Source organism: Thermodesulfobacterium sp. TA1 (assembly GCF_008630935.1).
Lineage (GTDB): Bacteria > Desulfobacterota > Thermodesulfobacteria > Thermodesulfobacteriales > Thermodesulfobacteriaceae > Thermodesulfobacterium.
Map to the genome: position 1 here is coordinate 271,612 of NZ_CP043908.1, position 14,502 is coordinate 286,113.

Sequence of the window (14,502 nt, forward strand, 5' to 3'; positions counted from 1 at the left end):
AAAGATAGGGTGAGAGAGGATGACGCCTGAAGAGTTAAAGATATTAAAAACAACCAGAAACATTGGTTTTGTGGCCCATATAGACGCAGGGAAAACTACTACTACTGAAAGGGTGCTTTACTATACTGGTAAGACTTATAAAATAGGTGAGGTTCATGAAGGAACCGCTACGATGGACTTTATGGTCCAAGAGCAAGAAAGGGGTATTACGATTACTTCTGCTTGTACCACCACTTTTTGGAGAGGTCATAGGATAAACATAATAGACACTCCAGGTCATGTGGATTTTACCATTGAGGTTGAAAGAAGTTTGAGAGTGCTTGATGGTGCGGTGGTTATTTTTTGTGCGGTAGGTGGAGTCCAGCCTCAATCTGAGACGGTTTGGAGGCAGGCTAACAAGTATAAAGTGCCTCGTATAGCGTTTATAAATAAAATGGACAGGCTTGGGGCCAATTTTGAAAATGTGGTTGATCAGATTAAGCAAAAATTGGGTGCAAATCCTTTGCCTTTACAAATACCTATCGGTGCTGAAGAAAATTTTGTAGGTGTGGTAGACCTTATAGATATGAAGGCTATTGTTTGGGAAGAAGAAACCTTGGGAGCAAAATATCATTATGAAGAAATACCTGCGTCTTTAAAGGATAAGGCTGAAGAATACAGGATTAAGATGCTCGAGGCTTTGGCTGATATAAACGATGAGATCATGGAAAAATATTTAGAGGGTAAGGAGATAAGTCCTGAGGAGATTAAAAAGGCTGTAAGAGAGGCTACGATAAATTTTAAGGCAGTTCCGGTTTTGTGTGGTTCAGCTTTTAAAAATAAAGGTATTCAACCTTTGCTTGATGCAATTATAGACTATTTGCCTGCACCTATAGACATTCCTGCTGTTAAAGGGGTTAATCCAGATACTGGTGAGGTAGAAGATAGGCCTACAGACCCTGATGCACCTCTTTCTGCATTAGCGTTTAAGATTATGACAGACCCTTATATAGGTACTCTTACTTTTATCAGAATTTATTCGGGAAGGCTTGATAGCGGTATGCCTGTTTATAATTCTACTAAGAGAAAAAAAGAAAGGATAGGTCGTTTGGTAAGAATGCATGCTAATCAGAGAGAAGAAATATCAGGTGCTTTTGCCGGAGATATTGTTGCAGCTATTGGGTTAAGAGTTACCACCACAGGAGATACTTTGTGTGATGAGGCTCATCCTATAGAGCTCGAAAAATTAGAAATTCCTGAACCAGTTATTTCGGTAGCTGTTGAACCTAAGACCAAGGCTGACCAAGAAAAACTTTCTATAGCCCTTCAGAAATTGGCAATAGAAGACCCATCTTTTAGAGTAACGGTGAACCACGAAACGGGTCAGACCCTTATTTGGGGTATGGGAGAACTACATTTAGAGATTATTGTAGACAGATTGATAAGAGAGTTTAAGGTGGGAGTTAATGTTGGAAGGCCGGAGGTAGCCTATAAAGAGACCATTACTACTTCTTCTGAGGCAGAGGGTAAATATATAAGGCAAACCGGAGGTAGAGGGCAGTACGGGCACGTAAAGCTTATTGTTGAGCCAAATCCTGGAAAGGGAATTGAATTTGTGTCTGAAATAGTAGGTGGCGTTATACCTAAAGAGTTTATTCCCTCTGTGGAAAAGGGTGTTAGAGAAGCTACTAATGAAGGTGTTTTAGCAGGTTATCCGGTGATAGACGTTAAAGTAAGGTTGATTGATGGAAGTTATCACGAGGTAGACTCTTCAGACCTTGCTTTTGCTATAGCAGGCTCTATGGCTTTTAAGGATGCTTGTAAAAAAGCAAATCCTGTATTGCTTGAACCTATCATGAAGGTTGAGATAGTAGTGCCGGAAGAATATTTGGGAGAGGTGTTGGGGGATATTTCTTCTCGTAGAGGAAGGGTAGAGGGTATGGACCTTAGAGGGAATGCACGCATTATAAATGCTTTTGTCCCTTTAGGAGAAATGTTTGGTTATGCTACTACCTTAAGGTCTTTAACTCAGGGTAGAGGGACCTTTATTATGCAATTTTCTCATTATGAGAAGGTTCCAGCCCATTTAGCAGAACAGATTATTAAGAAAGCCAAAGGAAGTTAAAATTTTTAGGATAGGAGGAAGGTGAGATGGCTAAGCAGAAGTTTGAGAGGAAGAAGCCTCATTTAAACGTGGGTACGATTGGGCATATAGACCATGGGAAGACTACGTTGACCAGTGCTATAACCAAGGTTTTGTCTACGAAGGGTTATGCGCAGTGGATACCGTTTGATAGTATAGACAAGGCTCCTGAGGAGAAGGCGAGAGGTATTACGATTCAGCTTGCGCATGTTGAGTATGAGAGTGACAAGAGGCATTATGCGCATATAGATTGTCCTGGGCATGCTGACTATATTAAGAACATGATAACTGGGGCAGCGCAGATGGATGGATCTATTTTGGTGGTTGCGGCAACGGATGGACCTATGCCTCAGACGAGGGAGCATGTGTTGCTTGCGAGGCAGGTTAACGTTCCTGCGATAGTGGTGTTTATGAACAAGGTTGACATGGTAGATGATGCGGAGTTATTGGATTTGGTGGAGTTAGAGGTTAGGGAGTTACTTAGCAAGTATGGATTTCCTGGGGATGAGGTACCTGTGGTGAGGGGGAGTGCGTTGAAGGCGCTTGAGTGTGGATGTGGTAAGGAGGAGTGTGAGTGGTGTGGTAGGATATGGGAGTTGATAAAGGCGATGGATGATTATATACCTGAGCCTGTGAGGGATGTGGAGAAGCCGTTTTTGATGCCTGTAGAGGATGTGTTTAGTATATCTGGTAGGGGTACGGTTGTTACAGGCAAGGTAGAGAGGGGGGTGCTTAAGCCTGGGGAGGAGATAGAGATAGTGGGGCTTAGGCCTACGGTGAAGACGGTGGCGACTAGTATTGAGATGTTTAGGAAGATATTGGATGAGGCGTTACCTGGGGACAATGTAGGTGTATTGTTGAGGGGGATAGGCAAGGATGAGGTAGAGAGGGGTCAGGTATTGGCGAAGCCTGGGAGTATAAAGCCTCATACGAAGTTTAAGGCAGAGGTATATGTTTTGAAGAAGGAGGAGGGTGGTAGGCATACGCCGTTTTTTAACGGGTATAGGCCTCAGTTTTATTTTAGGACGACTGATGTGACTGGGGTGGTGAAGTTACCTGAGGGTGTGGAGATGGTGATACCTGGAGACAATGTGGAGTTAGAGGTTGAGTTGATCAAGCCTGTGGCGTTGGAAGAGGGGTTGAGGTTTGCGATTAGAGAAGGTGGAAGGACTGTTGGTGCTGGTGTAGTAACTAAAATAATAGAATAAGGGAGTGTGAGGTTTAGAAGATGATACCCACACAGAAGATAAGAATAAAATTAAAAAGTTTTGATTACAGAGTTTTAGACAGGTCTGTGGCTAACATAGTTTCTACAGCTAAAGAAACTGGGGCTAAGGTGGTAGGTCCTATACCTTTGCCTACTAAGATAAGCAGATGGACTGTGTTAAGGTCTCCACACATCGATAAAAATTCAAGAGAACAGTTTGAGATGAGGGTTCATAAAAGGCTGATAGAGATTTTGGAACCTACACAGCAAACCATCGATGCTCTTATGCAGTTAGAGTTGCCTGCTGGTGTGGAAGTTGAAATAAAGGTGTAAGAGGAGTGTTAGCCATGAAGGTTGAGGGTTTGATAGGTAAAAAATTAGGAATGACTAGAATTTTTGATGCCGATGGTAATGTAGTACCTGTAACGGTATTACAGGTGGGGCCTTGTGCGGTAGTTCAGGTTAAAACAGTAGATAAAGACGGTTATAATGCCGTTCAATTAGGTTTTGACCCTAAAAAATTAAACAAATGTACTTTTCCGATGATAGGGCATTTTTTAAAAGCAGGGTTAGATACAGGCTTTTATTTTTTAAAAGAATTTAAGGTTGAAAACCCTCAAGATTTTGCTCCTGGACAGGTATTAACCTTGGCTGATTTAGGTTTAGAAAAGGGTATAAAGGTAGATGTAGTTGGTATTACTAAGGGAAGAGGTTTTACCGGAACGATTAAGAGGTGGAATTTTCAGCGTCAACCTATGAGTCATGGTGCTAAGAAGGTCCACCGTAAGAGAGGTTCAAGTGGTGCTAATACGTTTCCAGGAAGGATAATTAAAGGTCTAAAAATGGCAGGTCATTATGGAACTGAGAGAGTCACGATAAAAAACCTTACAGTAGTGGATATGGACCCAGTAAAAAACCTTCTTTTGGTAAAAGGAGCTGTCCCTGGATGGAATAATGGATATGTAATGGTTTATTTTAAATAAAGGGGAGTTAGAAGATGGAGGCTATAAAAGCTAAAGTAATCGATGCTAATGCCAAGGTAGTAGGAGAGTTGGAGCTGCCTCTTGATATTTATGGTGTTTATCCTAAAGAAGGTCTTTTACATGAGATAGTGAGATGGCAAATGGCCAGATGGAGAGCCGGAACAGCCTGCACTAAAACAAGGGCTGAGGTTAGAGGTGGAGGAAGAAAGCCTTGGCCTCAAAAGCATACAGGAAGAGCTCGTCAAGGTTCTATCAGGGCTCCGCAATGGGTTGGTGGAGGTATAGTTCACGGTCCTAAGCCAAGAAGTTATGAGTTTAAGCTAAACAAAAAGGTTAGAAGATTAGGTTTAAAGATGGCCCTTTCTTCTAGGGCTTTAGCTAATAAACTGTTTGTGGCAGAATCTTTTCCATTAAGCGAGCATCCTAAAACCAAGATGCTTAAGTCATATTTAGAAGGGCTTGGGGTAAATGAGGCGCTTATCGTAGTTCCTGAGAGAAACTTAATTTTAGAAAAAAGTGCTTCTAATCTTCCTAAGGTTAAGGTGTTGGCAGTTGAAGGATTAAACGTTTATGATATTTTAAATCACGAAAATTTAATAGTATCTAAGGAAGCCTTAAATAAAATAGAGGAACGTTTAAGGAGATAAAAAATGAAGGACCCAAGAAAAATCATTTTAGCTCCTATAATTACTGAAAAATCTATGCTTTTAAAAGAGAGGAATAATCAGGTTTCGTTTTGGGTTGATCCGGCAGCCAACAAAATAGAAATAAAGCAGGCAGTAGAAAAGTTGTTTGATGTAAAGGTGTTAGACGTACAAACGATAAGGGTAAAGGGAAAGCCCAAGGGAGGATATAGAAATCCTGGAAAAACTTCCTTAAGAAAGAAGGCTATAGTAAGGCTTCAGCCTGGGCAGACGATAGAATTTTTTGAAACCATATAAGGGGTGAAAAAAGATGCCTATAAAGAAGTGTAAACCTACCTCACCAGGAAGAAGATTTCAGACCTATTTGATTAACCCTGAACTTTCTAAAAAAGAACCTGAAAAGTCTTTGGTCGAACCTTTAAAGAAATCTGGTGGTAGAAATAATTATGGAAGGGTTACTGTAAGGTTTAGAGGGGGAGGGCATAAAAGACTTTATCGTATAATAGATTTTAAGAGAGATAAGGATAATGTCCCTGCTAAAGTGGTAGCTTTAGAGTATGACCCTAACAGATCAGCTAATATTGCTTTATTACAGTATGCAGACGGAGAAAAAAGATACATCATTGCTCCTGTAGGGCTTAAAGTAGGTGATGTGGTGATGTCTGGGGAGAGTGTGGAAATAAGGGTTGGAAATGCTTTACCTTTGAAAAACATCCCTGTAGGTACGATGGTACATAATATAGAGCTTAGGCCTAAAAAGGGTGGGCAATTAGCTAGAAGTGCTGGGGCTTTTGCTCAAGTACTTGGTAAAGAAGGAGATTATGTTATTTTAAGGTTACCCTCTGGTGAGATAAGAAAAGTGCATGGTAATTGTAAGGCTACCATCGGTCAGGTTGGTAATTTGGAATGGGAAAATGTAATGTTAGGTAAGGCTGGAAGGTCTAGATGGCTTGGAAGAAGGCCTCATGTACGTGGTATTGCTATGAACCCAGTAGACCATCCCCTTGGGGGTGGAGAAGGAAGGTCTCATGGTGGGAGACATCCTTGTTCTCCGTGGGGTTGGTTGTGTAAAGGTCGTAAGACCCGTAAGAAAAAAGCTTCTGACAAACTTATACTTAGAAGAAGAAAGGGCTAATTAGTTAGGAGGTGTACTAGATGCCAAGGTCTAAGAAAAAAGGTCCTTTTGTGGATGACCATTTGTTAAAGAAGGTTTTGGTAGCAAGGGAAACAGGCGATAAAAAACCGATAAAGACTTGGAGCAGAAGGTCGACCATCGTTCCTGAAATGGTAGGTTTAACCTTTGCCGTCCATAATGGGCATAAGTTTATTCCGGTTTATGTTACAGAAAATATGGTAGGGCACAAGCTGGGAGAGTTTGCGCCTACTAGGACATATAAAGGACATCCTGCAGATAAAGGTAAAGTAAAAGGAGTAAAGAAGAAATAAAAAGGAGATAGGATATGAAGGCTCGGGCTACAGCGAAATATGTATTGATTTCTCCCTACAAAGCAAGATTAGTAGTAGATTTAATTAGAGGTAAAAAAATAGATGAAGCTTTAAATATTTTAAATTTTACTCCTAAAAAAGCCGCGAGGATAGTAAAAAAGGTTTTAGAAAGTGCTATAGCTAATGCAGAAAACAACTACGGTATGGATGTGGATAATCTTTATGTAGTAGAGGCTTACGTAAATGAAGGTCCTAGGCTTAAAAGAATTTGGCCAAGGGCATGGGGAAGGGCAAGTAGGATTTTAAAAAGGATGAGCCACATCACCGTGGTAGTAGAAGAAAAGGAAGAAAAAAGTAAAAAGAGGAGGTAAGCCTTGGGGCAGAAAGTTAATCCTATTGGATTGAGAATTGGTATTACTAGGACATGGGATTCTCGTTGGGTAGCAAAACCTTCAGAGTTTCCTAAGTATCTATATGAAGACTATTTGATAAGGAAATTTTTAAAAGAAAAATATTTTCATGCAGGTATAGCTAAGATAGAGATAGAAAGGGCGGCTAATAAAGCAAGGGTAATCATTTATTCTGCGCGTCCTGGGATTGTGATAGGAAAGAAAGGTGCTGAGATAGAAAAGATAAAAAGTGAATTAGGAAAGCTGATTAAGGATAGGGAGTTTGAGGTTTTAGTTAATGAAGTTAGAAGGCCTGAGCTTGAAGCACAGTTGGTGGCAGAAAACATTGCTAATCAAATAGAGAGAAGGGTTTCTTTCAGAAGGGCGATGAAAAGAGCTGTTTCTTTGGTTATGCGTTTTGGTGCGCAAGGAATTAAGGTTCAATGCTCTGGAAGGCTTGGTGGTGCTGAAATAGCTAGAAGTGAATGGTATAGGGTTGGAAGGGTTCCTCTTTCTACTTTAAGGGCTGATATAGACTATGGTTTTGCTACAGCAGTAACCAAATATGGGAGTATAGGAGTAAAGGTTTGGATTTTTAAGGGAGAGGTTTTACCTGAAAGAGAAGGACAAGAAAGGTTAGTTATTTAAAAAAAAATATAGGGGTGAGAAGAGATGCTGCTTCAACCTAAAAAAACGAAATATAGAAAGCAACAAAAAGGGAGAGTTAGAGGAAAGGCTACTAGTGGTCATACGGTAGAGTTTGGCGAATATGGGTTGAAAGTGCTTGAAGGTGGTTGGTTAACTGCCCGGCAAATAGAAGCAGGACGTGTAGCTATCGTTAGGGTAGCTAAAAAGGGATCCAAGGTTTGGATAAGGGTTTTTCCAGATAAACCGATTACTAAAAAACCTGCAGAGACCCGTATGGGTAAAGGTAAAGGGGCGGTTGAAGAGTGGGTCGCTGTGGTTAAGCCAGGGAAGGTTATTTATGAGATTGCAGGTGTTCCTGAGGAGGTAGCTAAAGAAGCGTTAAAAATGGCTGCTAGTAAGATGCCTTTTAAATGTAAAATAGTTAGTAGGGAGGAGTTTTAATGAAGGCTCATGAGTTGAGGGAGCTGTCTATCCCTGAGTTAAAAGAAAAGTTGGCTAACTTAAGAGAAGAGCTTTTTAACCTTAGATTTCAGAAAACCATTCATAGATTAGAAAACCCTATGAGGATTAGGCAGGTTAAAAGGGATATTGCTAAAGTTTTGACGGTTATTAGAGAAAAAGAACTTAACATACGATAAGGTGGGGATGGTTATGAGTGGAAAAAAGAAATTTATAGGAACGGTGGTTAGTGATAAGATGGATAAGACCGTGGTAGTTATGGTAGAGACTTTGGTAAAACATCCTCTTTATGGCAAGTATATTAAAAGAAGAAAAAAATATATGGCTCATGATGAGAATAACGAGTGTAAGATAGGTGATAAGGTTTTGATCGAGGAGACAAGGCCCCTTTCTCGTAGGAAAAGATGGAGAGTAAGAGAAATTATAGAGAAGGCTAAAGTTTTAGAGGTTAAAGAGGATTTGGAAGGGGGTGAGTAAGGATGATTCAGCAACAGACCTATTTAAACGTGGCTGATAATTCTGGTGCTAAGAAGATAATGTGTATAAGGGTTTTAGGTGGGTCTCATAGGAAATATGGAAGTGTGGGAGACATAATAGTGGCTTCAGTCAAGGAGGCTATACCTAATTCTAAAGTAAAAGAAGGTGATGTGGTTAAAGCTGTGATTGTTAGGACGAAAAAAGAAGTTTCAAGGCCAGATGGGACTCATATAAGGTTTGATGAAAACGCAGCGGTTTTGATCAATCAATATAAAGAACCAGTTGGAACTCGTATTTTTGGACCTGTAGCAAGAGAGCTTAGGGCTAGAGGTTTTATGAAAATCATCTCTTTAGCCCCTGAAGTTATATAAAAAGGAGTTTAACCATGATAAAGCGCGGGGTTAATAAGAAAGCACTAAAACCTCATGAAGTGAAGCTTCATGTAAGAAAAAATGATATGGTAGTAGTCATTGCAGGTAAAGATAAGGGTAAGATAGGTAAGGTTTTAAAAGTTTTTCCTCGTAAGGGAAGGGCTGTAGTTGAAGGAGTTAACATAGTTAAAAGACATATGAAGCCTACCCCTTACAGCAGCGGAGGTATAGTAGAAAAACCAGCACCTATACATATTTCTAACCTGATGGTTTATTGTCCTAAATGCAAAAAAGGGGTAAAGATAGGTAGGAAGTTTTTAGAAGACGGAACCAAGGTTAGGTTTTGCAAAAAATGCGGAGAAATTATCGAGGTGAAGGAGTAGGACATGAGCTGGTTAAAAGATTATTACAAAAATGAAGTGGTACCCAAGTTAAAAGAAAGGTTTGGGTATAAAAACATAAACCAAATACCCAAATTAGAAAAGATAAGTGTTAATATGGGTTTAAACGAGGCAGTAGCCAATCCTAAGATTATAGACCAGGCTTTGGTTGAGTTAGCTCAACTTACTGGTCAAAAACCTAAGGTTTGTAAGGCTAGAAAGTCTATCGCAGGTTTCAAGTTGAGAAAAGGAATGCCTATTGGGGTCATGGTAACCTTGAGAGGACAGAGAATGTATGATTTTCTTACTAGGGTTATAAATATTGCCCTGCCTAGAACGAAGGATTTTAAGGGTCTTTCTAAGTCGGGTTTTGACGGGAGAGGAAACTATACTTTTGGGATCACCGACCATACTATCTTTCCCGAGATAGACAGTAGCAAGGTAGATAAAATAAAGGGTTTAAGCATAACCATCGTTACCACTGCTAAAAACGATGAAGAGGCTTATGCGTTATTAAAAGAATTAGGAATGCCATTTAGGGGGTAGTTTTATATGCCAAGAAAAGCTCAAAGAGAAAAGGCAAAAAGAAAGCCTAAGTTTCAGGTACGCCACAGGAATAGATGTTCTGTTTGTGGTCGTGCTCGGGCTTACATAAGAAGGTTTGGACTCTGTAGGATGTGTTTTAGAAAATTAGCTTCAGAGGCTAAAATCCCTGGGGTTAGGAAAGCTAGTTGGTAAGGAGGAAATAGTTATGATGACAGACCCTATAGCAGACATGCTAACCAGAATAAAGAATGCTCTACAGAACAGGCATAAAAGGGTGGTAGTCCCCTCTTCTAAGATAAAGCTTGCCATTTTAAAGATCCTTAAGGAAGAGGGTTATATAGAGGATTTTATCTATCATGATGAAAAACCTCAGGGTAAGATAGAAATAGTTTTGAAATATGATGAATTCAAAAGGCCGGTTATTTCTGGAATAAAAAGGGTAAGTAAACCAGGAAGAAGGATATATAGAAGGTATAAGGATTTAAGCAAAGTATTAGATGGGCTTGGGATTGCTATAGTTTCAACTTCTCAAGGTATTATGACTGACCATGAGGCAAAACGCCGTAAAGTAGGTGGTGAAGTTATTTGTGAAATTTGGTAAAGGGGTGATTGGTTATGGGAGAAGTTTCTCGTGTAGGAAGAAAACCAATAAAAGTGCCTAACGGTGTCAAAATTTCTTTGAAAGAAGATGGTATTATGATAGTTGAAGGTCCTAAGGGAAAGCTTGAAAAGAAATTACCTCCTCTGGTTAAAGTGCTGATGGAAGGTGATACTATAGTGGTTCAGCAAGATGAAGTAAGGAAAAAGCTTAAAAATAAAGCTAAGGCTTTTCAAGGTTTAGCTAGAGCTTTGATAAACAATATGGTTATAGGGGTTACTCAAGGCTTTCAAAAGGTCTTAGATATCGTGGGGTTAGGTTATAAGGCTGAAGTGAAGGGAGAAGAGATAATTTTTAGTTTGGGGTATTCTCATCCGATAAATTTTAAGCTTCCAAAAGGGATTACTGCTAAAGCAGAAAGAGGAACTGGAGAGGTACAGGTTCGTTTAACTTTAGAAGGTATAGACAAAGAGTTGTTGGGACAGGTGGCTGCTAATATTAGAAGGTTGAGACCGCCAGAGCCATATAAAGGAAAAGGTATTAGGTATGCTGATGAAGTTATTTACAGAAAGGCTGGTAAATCTGGTAAAGGTAGTAAAAAGTAAAACCCTTAGAGAGAGGTAATCCATGGCAGAGTTGAGAAAGAGAGAAAAAAAAGTTGAAGCAAGGTTAAAAAGAAAGAAGAGGGTAAGAAAAAAAGTTTTTGGTACTCCTGAAAGACCAAGGCTTAGTGTATATAAAAGTTTGAAACATATTTATGCCCAGATTATAGATGATGTAACAGGGCATACCTTGGTGGCTGCTTCTTCTCTTTCTCCTGAAATAAGAGAGAAGCTTGCTGAGCTAAAATCTCAAGGGGGAAAAACAGAAGTAGCTAAGGCAGTAGGAGAGCTTATAGCTAAGAAGGCCTTAGAGAAGGGAATCACTAAGGTGGTTTTTGATAGAGGTGGATTTAAATATCATGGTAGAATTAAAGCCCTTGCTGATGCAGCCAGAGCTGCAGGCTTACAATTTTAAAAGGAGGGGAGGCTTTGGTTAGAGGCACTGAAGAATTTGTAGAAAAGATTATACAGATAAGCCGTGTTACTAAGGTAACTAAAGGTGGAAAAAAACTTAGATTTTCTGCCTTGGTTATAGTTGGAGACGGAAAGGGTAGGGTTGGTTATGGTTTAGGAAAGGCTCCTGAAGTACCTGATGCTATCAGGAAGGCTATAGAAAAGGCTAAAAAAAGTTTAATAAATGTTCCTATAATAGGAGGAACGATACCCCATTCTATCGTAACCAAATTTGGGGCAAGTACCATTCTTTTAAAACCTGCTAAGCCTGGTACAGGAGTTATTGCAGGTGGTACAGTGCGTGCTATTATGGATGCAGTAGGTATTACCGATGTGGTTACCAAATGTATTGGAAGTAGTAATCCTCATAACTTAGTCAAGGCTACCTTTAGAGCCCTTTCACAGCTTCAAAGCCTTGATTATGTGGCAAAAAAAAGAGGAAAAACCTTTGAAGACCTAAAGAGGGAGATGAGGGTATGAAAAAGCTTAAGATTACATTAGTTAGAAGTAAGTACGGAAGAACGCCTAATCAAAGAGAAAATTTAAAAGGGTTGGGTTTAAAAAAGATCGGTCAGATAGTAATAAGAGAAGACAACCCTATGATAAGGGGTATGATAAATAAGGTAAGTCATTTAGTAAAGGTGGAGGAAGTCAATGAGTAAGTTTATAACTTTAGACGAGTTAAAACCTTTTGCTGGTTCAAAGCATAAAGATAAAAGAGTTGGTAGAGGTCATGGTTCTGGTCATGGAAAAACCTCTTGTAAAGGGCATAAGGGACAAAAAGCCCGTAGAGGCTTAGATATCGCTCCTTGGTTTGAGGGTGGTCAGACCACCATCATCAGGAGGGTACCTAAGAGAGGTTTTACCAATATCTTTAAAAAAGAATACGAATTGGTGAACATTAAGGATTTGGCAGAAAGATTTGAGTCTAACGATTTAGTAGACTTAGAAAGCTTACAGTTAAAAGGCTTGGTTAAGGGAAAAAACAAGTTGGTTAAACTTTTGGGGGATGGGGAAATAGATAAGCCTTTAGTGGTTAAAGTGCATGCGGTCTCTAAAGCTGCTAAAGAAAAGATTGAAAAAGCAGGCGGTAAGGTAGAGATAGTTAAGGTTTAAGGTCTGGAGTTAATCAATAGTGAACGGAAGAGAAAATCTTTTAAGTTTGGCTAATATTCCAGAATTAAAAAGGCGCCTTTTTTATCTTTTTTTAGGGCTTGCCTTTTACAGATTTTCTATCCATATACCTACTCCTGGGATTAATGGAGAGGCTTTTCTAAGTCTCTTTCAACAAGCAAGTGGGACGATTTTTGGGTTTATGGATATTTTTTCTGGTGGAGCTTTACGAAGGTTTTCTATCTGTGCCCTTGGGGTTATGCCTTATATTAGTGCTTCTATCATCTTGCAGCTTATGACAGTTGTTTATCCTACTATAAAGGAGCTTTATAAAGAAGGGCCTGAAGGTAAGAGAAAAATAGCCTACTATACTCGTTATTTGACAGTGCTTATCTGTTTAATACAGGGGTTTGGGATAGCCATCGGTCTTGAAAGGATGACAGCTCCTAATGGAGAGCCTATAGTTTCTGATCCAGGTTGGACTTTTAGGATAGTGACTACTATTAGTTTGACTGCAGGAACGATGTTTTTAGTTTGGTTAGGCGAACAGATGACTGAGCATGGAATCGGAAACGGGATTTCTATGATCATTTTTTCTGGTATTGTAGCCGGTATTTTTCCTGCCATTTCGAGGACGATAAAATTTGTTCAGACAGGTGAGTTTTCTATTTTTTATTTATTTTTAATTTTATTGTTATTGATAGGTATTTTAGCTTTTACTTGTTTTATGGAGATTTCTCAAAGAAGGATTCCGATCCATTATGCAAGAAGGCAGGTAGGTAGACAGGTAGTAGGTGGGCAGACGAGTTATTTACCTTTAAAAATAAACACTGCAGGAGTTATACCTCCTATTTTTGCCTCAGCTATTTTGATGTTTCCTGCTACGTTGGCAAGCTTTATTCCTGTGGCAGCTTTCAAAACAGTGAGCGATTTTTTGAGACCTGGAGCTTTAATTTATGAAGCTATTTTTGCTGGTTTAATCATTTTTTTCTGCTATTTTTATACTGCTGTGGTTTTTAACCCCAAGGAGGTAGCTGATAACCTTAAAAAATGGGGAGGTTTTATTCCGGGGATAAGACCAGGAAAGGCTACAGAGGAATTTTTAGACCGGGTGCTTTCAAGAATTACCTTTATAGGAGCTCTTTATGTAGCCTTTATTTGTGTTATTCCAAGTTTTTTTATCACTAAACTTAATTTACCTTTTTATTTTGGAGGCACTTCTTTACTTATCGTAGTTGGTGTAGCTTTAGATATCATGGGACAGATAGAGGCTCATCTTATCTCAAGACAGTATGAAAGTTTTATCAAACAAAGCAAACTAAAAATTAAATAGGGGGTGGGGTTATGAATATAGTGTTTTTAGGACCACCGGGAGCAGGTAAGGGAACTCAAGCTAAAATTTTGGTAGAAAAGTACGGTATCCCTCAGATTTCTACGGGAGATATGTTGAGAGAACATGTAGCAAAGGGAACAGAGTTAGGCTTGAAAGCTAAGGAATATATGGAAAAAGGACAGCTTGTGCCTGACGAAGTTATTCTTGGGATGGTTAAAGAACGTCTTAGCCAACCTGATGCTCAAAAGGGTTTTATTTTAGATGGTTTTCCAAGAACGGTAGCTCAGGCAGAGGCTTTAGATAAGATGTTAGAAGAAATGGGTAGAAAGCTTGAGGTAGCATTAGCTTTGATAGTACCTGATGAAGAATTAGTATTAAGACTTACTGGAAGGAGAACTTGTAAAAATTGTGGTATGATGTATCATATAAAATTTAAACCTCCTAAGGTAGAGGGTAAATGCGATGCTTGCGGGGGAGAGCTTTATCAAAGGGCCGATGATAATGAGGACACAGTAAGGAATAGGTTGAAAGTTTACCATGAATCTACTGCTCCTCTTATCGAATATTATAAGAAAAAGGGCATTTTGGCTGAGATTGATGGAAGTAAGAGTATAGAAGAAATAACTCAGCAAATTATTAATATTTTAGAAAAGAAGTAAAATTGTATAATTCTTATTTTAAAAAACGAGCAATACTTAAGACCCAGGCTGAGATAGAGCTTTTACGTAAGG

Annotated in this window: 25 protein-coding genes; all 25 read left to right on the forward strand. The window is 39.3% G+C overall.

What is annotated here, in order from left to right; all coding sequences use genetic code 11:
• Positions 1–19: 19 nt before the first annotated feature.
• Genes fusA through F1847_RS01525 form a run of 25 tightly spaced genes read left to right on the forward strand, consistent with a single transcriptional unit; the run spans position 20 to position 14,430 of the window.
• Positions 20–2,104: an elongation factor G gene (fusA, locus tag F1847_RS01405; protein WP_150071330.1), complete on the forward strand. Its 2,085-nt coding sequence runs from the start codon at positions 20–22 to the stop codon at positions 2,102–2,104.
• A gap of 26 nt (positions 2,105–2,130) precedes the next feature.
• Positions 2,131–3,330 (forward strand): elongation factor Tu, encoded by a 1,200-nt coding sequence (tuf, locus tag F1847_RS01410; protein WP_150071331.1) that lies wholly within the window; start codon positions 2,131–2,133, stop codon positions 3,328–3,330.
• A 23-nt stretch (positions 3,331–3,353) separates the two neighbouring features.
• A complete protein-coding gene (gene rpsJ, locus F1847_RS01415; RefSeq protein ID WP_150072743.1) occupies positions 3,354–3,662 on the forward strand; it encodes a 30S ribosomal protein S10 in 309 nt (102 codons plus the stop codon).
• Between the two features lie 14 nt (positions 3,663–3,676).
• Positions 3,677–4,312, forward strand: coding sequence for a 50S ribosomal protein L3 (rplC, locus tag F1847_RS01420; protein ID WP_150071332.1), 636 nt, complete (start codon positions 3,677–3,679; stop codon positions 4,310–4,312).
• A 14-nt stretch (positions 4,313–4,326) separates the two neighbouring features.
• Positions 4,327–4,959 (forward strand): 50S ribosomal protein L4, encoded by a 633-nt coding sequence (gene rplD / locus F1847_RS01425; protein WP_150071333.1) that lies wholly within the window; start codon positions 4,327–4,329, stop codon positions 4,957–4,959.
• 3 nt (positions 4,960–4,962) lie between these two features.
• Complete coding sequence (rplW, locus tag F1847_RS01430; protein WP_150071334.1) at positions 4,963–5,253, forward strand: 50S ribosomal protein L23; 291 nt, start codon at positions 4,963–4,965, stop codon at positions 5,251–5,253.
• Positions 5,254–5,266: 13 nt separating this feature from the next.
• On the forward strand, positions 5,267–6,091 hold the full coding sequence (rplB, locus tag F1847_RS01435; RefSeq protein WP_150071335.1) for a 50S ribosomal protein L2: 825 nt from the start codon (positions 5,267–5,269) through the stop codon (positions 6,089–6,091).
• Between the two features lie 20 nt (positions 6,092–6,111).
• Entirely contained in the window at positions 6,112–6,402 is a 291-nt protein-coding gene (gene rpsS / locus F1847_RS01440) for a 30S ribosomal protein S19 (RefSeq protein WP_150071336.1), read from the forward strand.
• Positions 6,403–6,416: 14 nt separating this feature from the next.
• A complete protein-coding gene (gene rplV, locus F1847_RS01445; protein ID WP_150071337.1) occupies positions 6,417–6,773 on the forward strand; it encodes a 50S ribosomal protein L22 in 357 nt (118 codons plus the stop codon).
• 3 nt (positions 6,774–6,776) lie between these two features.
• Positions 6,777–7,439 carry a 30S ribosomal protein S3 gene (gene rpsC / locus F1847_RS01450; protein WP_150071338.1) on the forward strand — a complete coding sequence of 221 codons (663 nt, stop codon included), beginning with the start codon at positions 6,777–6,779 and terminating at the stop codon, positions 7,437–7,439.
• 27 nt (positions 7,440–7,466) lie between these two features.
• Positions 7,467–7,880: a 50S ribosomal protein L16 gene (gene rplP / locus F1847_RS01455; RefSeq protein ID WP_150072744.1), complete on the forward strand. Its 414-nt coding sequence runs from the start codon at positions 7,467–7,469 to the stop codon at positions 7,878–7,880.
• A complete protein-coding gene (rpmC, locus tag F1847_RS01460) occupies positions 7,880–8,077 on the forward strand; it encodes a 50S ribosomal protein L29 (RefSeq protein ID WP_150071339.1) in 198 nt (65 codons plus the stop codon). Before rplP ends, rpmC begins: the two co-directional genes overlap by 1 nt.
• A 13-nt stretch (positions 8,078–8,090) precedes the next feature.
• Positions 8,091–8,375, forward strand: a complete 285-nt coding sequence (gene rpsQ, locus F1847_RS01465) for a 30S ribosomal protein S17 (RefSeq protein WP_150071340.1) — start codon at positions 8,091–8,093, stop codon at positions 8,373–8,375.
• Between the two features lie 2 nt (positions 8,376–8,377).
• A complete protein-coding gene (rplN, locus tag F1847_RS01470) occupies positions 8,378–8,746 on the forward strand; it encodes a 50S ribosomal protein L14 (RefSeq protein ID WP_150071341.1) in 369 nt (122 codons plus the stop codon).
• 14 nt (positions 8,747–8,760) lie between these two features.
• Positions 8,761–9,129: a 50S ribosomal protein L24 gene (rplX, locus tag F1847_RS01475; protein ID WP_168194233.1), complete on the forward strand. Its 369-nt coding sequence runs from the start codon at positions 8,761–8,763 to the stop codon at positions 9,127–9,129.
• A gap of 3 nt (positions 9,130–9,132) precedes the next feature.
• Complete coding sequence (gene rplE, locus F1847_RS01480) at positions 9,133–9,672, forward strand: 50S ribosomal protein L5 (protein WP_150071342.1); 540 nt, start codon at positions 9,133–9,135, stop codon at positions 9,670–9,672.
• Positions 9,673–9,678: 6 nt separating this feature from the next.
• On the forward strand, positions 9,679–9,864 hold the full coding sequence (locus F1847_RS01485; protein WP_028841353.1) for a type Z 30S ribosomal protein S14: 186 nt from the start codon (positions 9,679–9,681) through the stop codon (positions 9,862–9,864).
• A 13-nt stretch (positions 9,865–9,877) separates the two neighbouring features.
• Positions 9,878–10,273 carry a 30S ribosomal protein S8 gene (rpsH, locus tag F1847_RS01490; protein ID WP_150071343.1) on the forward strand — a complete coding sequence of 132 codons (396 nt, stop codon included), beginning with the start codon at positions 9,878–9,880 and terminating at the stop codon, positions 10,271–10,273.
• Between the two features lie 14 nt (positions 10,274–10,287).
• Positions 10,288–10,875 (forward strand): 50S ribosomal protein L6, encoded by a 588-nt coding sequence (gene rplF, locus F1847_RS01495; RefSeq protein WP_150071344.1) that lies wholly within the window; start codon positions 10,288–10,290, stop codon positions 10,873–10,875.
• A gap of 31 nt (positions 10,876–10,906) precedes the next feature.
• Positions 10,907–11,287 (forward strand): 50S ribosomal protein L18, encoded by a 381-nt coding sequence (rplR, locus tag F1847_RS01500; RefSeq protein ID WP_370516784.1) that lies wholly within the window; start codon positions 10,907–10,909, stop codon positions 11,285–11,287.
• Positions 11,288–11,301: 14 nt separating this feature from the next.
• Positions 11,302–11,805: a 30S ribosomal protein S5 gene (gene rpsE, locus F1847_RS01505; RefSeq protein WP_150071346.1), complete on the forward strand. Its 504-nt coding sequence runs from the start codon at positions 11,302–11,304 to the stop codon at positions 11,803–11,805.
• Complete coding sequence (gene rpmD / locus F1847_RS01510) at positions 11,802–11,987, forward strand: 50S ribosomal protein L30 (protein ID WP_150071347.1); 186 nt, start codon at positions 11,802–11,804, stop codon at positions 11,985–11,987. Before rpsE ends, rpmD begins: the two co-directional genes overlap by 4 nt.
• A gap of 4 nt (positions 11,988–11,991) precedes the next feature.
• Entirely contained in the window at positions 11,992–12,441 is a 450-nt protein-coding gene (gene rplO, locus F1847_RS01515; RefSeq protein WP_150072746.1) for a 50S ribosomal protein L15, read from the forward strand.
• A gap of 19 nt (positions 12,442–12,460) precedes the next feature.
• Entirely contained in the window at positions 12,461–13,771 is a 1,311-nt protein-coding gene (secY, locus tag F1847_RS01520; protein ID WP_150071348.1) for a preprotein translocase subunit SecY, read from the forward strand.
• Positions 13,772–13,782: 11 nt separating this feature from the next.
• Positions 13,783–14,430 carry an adenylate kinase gene (locus tag F1847_RS01525; RefSeq protein WP_150071349.1) on the forward strand — a complete coding sequence of 216 codons (648 nt, stop codon included), beginning with the start codon at positions 13,783–13,785 and terminating at the stop codon, positions 14,428–14,430.
• The last annotated feature ends 72 nt before the right edge of the window (positions 14,431–14,502 follow it).

Coding starts and splice junctions, on each gene's coding strand:
- rpsQ (WP_150071340.1), top strand. CDS start 8,091: ATGAGTGGAAAAAAGAAATTTATAGGAACGGTGGTTAGTGATAAGATG.
- rplB (WP_150071335.1), top strand. CDS start 5,267: ATGCCTATAAAGAAGTGTAAACCTACCTCACCAGGAAGAAGATTTCAG.
- rplD (WP_150071333.1), top strand. CDS start 4,327: ATGGAGGCTATAAAAGCTAAAGTAATCGATGCTAATGCCAAGGTAGTA.
- rplF (WP_150071344.1), top strand. CDS start 10,288: ATGGGAGAAGTTTCTCGTGTAGGAAGAAAACCAATAAAAGTGCCTAAC.
- rpsH (WP_150071343.1), top strand. CDS start 9,878: ATGATGACAGACCCTATAGCAGACATGCTAACCAGAATAAAGAATGCT.
- rpsS (WP_150071336.1), top strand. CDS start 6,112: ATGCCAAGGTCTAAGAAAAAAGGTCCTTTTGTGGATGACCATTTGTTA.
- tuf (WP_150071331.1), top strand. CDS start 2,131: ATGGCTAAGCAGAAGTTTGAGAGGAAGAAGCCTCATTTAAACGTGGGT.
- fusA (WP_150071330.1), top strand. CDS start 20: ATGACGCCTGAAGAGTTAAAGATATTAAAAACAACCAGAAACATTGGT.
- rpmD (WP_150071347.1), top strand. CDS start 11,802: ATGAAAAAGCTTAAGATTACATTAGTTAGAAGTAAGTACGGAAGAACG.
- rplX (WP_168194233.1), top strand. CDS start 8,761: ATGATAAAGCGCGGGGTTAATAAGAAAGCACTAAAACCTCATGAAGTG.
- rpmC (WP_150071339.1), top strand. CDS start 7,880: ATGAAGGCTCATGAGTTGAGGGAGCTGTCTATCCCTGAGTTAAAAGAA.
- rplC (WP_150071332.1), top strand. CDS start 3,677: ATGAAGGTTGAGGGTTTGATAGGTAAAAAATTAGGAATGACTAGAATT.
- rplV (WP_150071337.1), top strand. CDS start 6,417: ATGAAGGCTCGGGCTACAGCGAAATATGTATTGATTTCTCCCTACAAA.
- F1847_RS01485 (WP_028841353.1), top strand. CDS start 9,679: ATGCCAAGAAAAGCTCAAAGAGAAAAGGCAAAAAGAAAGCCTAAGTTT.
- rplE (WP_150071342.1), top strand. CDS start 9,133: ATGAGCTGGTTAAAAGATTATTACAAAAATGAAGTGGTACCCAAGTTA.
- rplN (WP_150071341.1), top strand. CDS start 8,378: ATGATTCAGCAACAGACCTATTTAAACGTGGCTGATAATTCTGGTGCT.
- F1847_RS01525 (WP_150071349.1), top strand. CDS start 13,783: ATGAATATAGTGTTTTTAGGACCACCGGGAGCAGGTAAGGGAACTCAA.
- rplW (WP_150071334.1), top strand. CDS start 4,963: ATGAAGGACCCAAGAAAAATCATTTTAGCTCCTATAATTACTGAAAAA.